This window comes from Actinoplanes sp. NPDC048791 (genome assembly GCF_040650095.1).
In the GTDB taxonomy this organism is placed as follows: Bacteria; Actinomycetota; Actinomycetes; order Mycobacteriales; family Micromonosporaceae; genus Actinoplanes.
In genome coordinates this window covers 1-2,596 of the sequence record NZ_JBEZGQ010001109.1, presented here as the reverse complement: position 1 = coordinate 2,596, position 2,596 = coordinate 1, and the positions used below count along the sequence as shown (strand labels likewise).

General features: G+C 71.4%; 5 protein-coding genes. 4 read left to right on the top strand and 1 reads right to left on the bottom strand.

What is annotated here, in order from left to right; genetic code table 11:
• Positions 1–287: Clp protease N-terminal domain-containing protein (locus AB0C29_RS42910; RefSeq protein ID WP_360833339.1), on the bottom strand; the 287-nt coding region annotated here is incomplete at its 3' end.
• 139 nt (positions 288–426) lie between these two features.
• Here AB0C29_RS42910 and AB0C29_RS42905 point away from each other — a divergent pair.
• The 4 genes from AB0C29_RS42905 to AB0C29_RS42890 form a co-directional block, all read left to right on the top strand.
• Positions 427–801 carry a hypothetical protein gene (locus AB0C29_RS42905; protein ID WP_360833337.1) on the top strand — a complete coding sequence of 125 codons (375 nt, stop codon included), beginning with the start codon at positions 427–429 and terminating at the stop codon, positions 799–801.
• Positions 802–1,116: 315 nt separating this feature from the next.
• Positions 1,117–1,293 (top strand): hypothetical protein, encoded by a 177-nt coding sequence (locus AB0C29_RS42900; RefSeq protein WP_360833335.1) that lies wholly within the window; start codon positions 1,117–1,119, stop codon positions 1,291–1,293.
• A 278-nt stretch (positions 1,294–1,571) separates the two neighbouring features.
• Positions 1,572–1,832, top strand: coding sequence for a hypothetical protein (locus AB0C29_RS42895; protein ID WP_023364464.1), 261 nt, complete (start codon positions 1,572–1,574; stop codon positions 1,830–1,832).
• A gap of 4 nt (positions 1,833–1,836) precedes the next feature.
• Positions 1,837–2,596: hypothetical protein (locus tag AB0C29_RS42890; RefSeq protein WP_360833333.1), on the top strand; the 760-nt coding region annotated here is incomplete at its 3' end.

Here is a 2,596-nt window from a genome sequence, read left to right as displayed (position 1 = left end):
GCGGCGGGGTCGGCGCCGGCCCGGCGGACCAGGGCCTGCTGCGGCTCCTGCTGGAGCAGCGCCCAGAGCAGGTGCTCGGTGTCGAGGTCGGCCAGGCCGATGCCGGCCGGCGCCACCTCAGCGGCGCGGCGGGCGGCGACGGACAGGACCTCACGCGCGTCCGCGCTCATGAATCTGGTGATGTCGATCCGCTGCGCGGACCGTCGTGGCTCGGCCGCCCCGAAGAAGCGGGCGAACAGGTCGTCCCATTCACCGGGGCCACCCGGCCCCAGGGGTCCGATGCTCATAATCTCTTCTCTCCTGATACTGCTGGTCGGGAGCGGCAAACTCGCCGCCTACCCGCGGTGTCCGGCACCAAACGGGCTCCGCACGGGACAGCACAGCGTCCTGAACGAACGTTTGATTCCGGTGTGAGACGCTCCTTACATGAGCGTCCCGCTGCTGGTCGTCGACGCCGCCAACGTGCTCGGCTCCAAGCCGGACGGTTGGTGGCGGGACCGCGCGGGGGCCACCGCCAAACTGCGCGACGGCCTCATGGGTATCAACGCCACAGGGCTCCCGGATCTTCCGGGACCGGTCGAGGTGGTGCTGGTCGTGGAGGGCCGCGCCCGGGACGTCCCGGCGGTTGACGGGGTCCGGGTCGTCCGCGCGTCCGGCTCCGGGGACGACACGATCGTGGCGGTGGTCGCCGCCGAGGGCGCCGGCCGGCGGACCGTCGTGGTGACGGCCGACCGGGGGCTGCGGGAGCGGGTGACCGCGCTGGGCGCGGAGGTACGAGGACCGAGCAGCGTTCCGAGATAACGCTGGTGGAGGACGGCGGGCCGAGGACATCGCAAATGGGGCGTGCGAGCACGACCGCCCCGGCGGGGGTCACTATTCTGTGGACGTAACAGAAACCGCTCGATCGCGACGAAGAGGGCGGCACCGCTACCGCGATACCGCCCTCCTCGCGAGGACACCTGTTGGCGCAGGCCCTCGCGAAGACGAATCCCTCCCGGCCCGTCCTACCGTTCCGAAAGGACAAACGTCCCCATGAGCATAGAACAGCGCGGAAGCAGTCCACCGGACCCCACAGAACCCCCGCCGCAAGGCCGTGAGCTGCGTGGACCCGGAGTGGTGCAGGCATGTTTGTTAGCCGCCGGGGCGCAAGGGACAACCCTGGCCGCGCTCGCCACAACCTCGATCAACTCCGGGGCGAACGCGGCGGCAGTCGCAGTCATGGTCGTGATGGGCGTACTGATCGCCGGCACGCTCGCCGTGGCCGCCATCTACGTCTGGCGCAACGGCCGCTAAGTGATCACTAAACGCCCTGGCGGCGCTCGGGCAGAGCGGGCGCCGCCAGGACGTGATCAGACGATCGTGCTGGTCATAGGGGGTGCGCGGCCCGTACGACGGTCCTGCGGAGGGTCACGCACAGTCGGGCGACAAGCCACCGGGTGGGCCCGGCTGTCGTGGCGCCGGTGGGCGTGCGAGCATGAATTCGCGAAAGGGGCGTGCGGGCACGACCGCCCCATCGTGGACGACTATTCTGGGTCTTTACCGCCGTGTCGATATCGCAGGAGGCTGCACGAGTGGCCAGCGTCGCCGAGGTCAGAGCGGCTGTGGATGCCGCACTCCAACAGGTCACGGAGGGTCAGGCGGCGATCCAGGCGGCCCGGGAGAAGCTCGGCGAGGCGCAGCAGAGCCTGGCCGCGGCCCTCGACGGCAGCGCCAACGACGCGGTCGGTGCGGCGCACGCCTCCCTGTCGCAGGCCGACCAGCAGCTCGAGGAATGCCTCGGCGCCACGCTGCTCGCGGTCGAGCAGGCGCAGACCTACACGGCGACGCTGTAACGCGATGTCGCTGCTGCAGGAACTCGGCGCCCAGCTCCGCGCCACGTCCGACGAACTGCCCACCGGCCTGGTCACGGTGGCGATGGAGCGGCTGCGCAGCGCCACTGAGCTGCTGAACTGGGTGCGCCAGACCTCGATCGACCCGATCGGCGTACCGCAGCTGGGCAATGCCACCGAGCACGCCGAGCACGCCGCGGCCGCCCTGCGCCTGGCCCAGGACGCGATCGCGGCCTATCTGGCCGCGCTGGGCCTGTCCGCCGATGCGAGCGCGCCACCGGACCGCGACTGGAAAGCCGGCCTGGAGGAGCAGAAGACGGCGAAGCAGGACGAGCCGGCCGGGCCACCCGAGCAGCAGGATCAGCAGCCTCCGCCGGAGAAGCTGGGACCCTGGTGGCGTGAGCGCGTCGAGAAGCTGACCGGCGAGGCACCGCCCGCGGCGCAGGAGAGCAACACGCCCGAACGCCCGCAGAACACCGCCGAGCTGCTGCGCAAGGTCGCCGCCGGGGTGCGCTCGGGCGACCGCGCGCGACTCGGCCGGGACCTGCACGAGGTCAACGCGGCCACCGGGCTGGGCCTGTCCGCGGTCACCCCGCCGGTGCTCCAGCGCCTCGCCGGTGACCTGCTGGGTCACGAGCCCGGGCCCGACGACCTGCAGCGGCTGCGCGGCGCCGCCGGTCGGTGCGACGCGAGACCCCCAGCATTGCCGGTACTTCGTGTTTTCCATGGACAGAAGGACCAATTCCTCGGAGAAGTCGGCGGCGGCG

Coding starts and splice junctions, on each gene's coding strand:
- AB0C29_RS42905 (WP_360833337.1), top strand. CDS start 427: ATGAGCGTCCCGCTGCTGGTCGTCGACGCCGCCAACGTGCTCGGCTCC.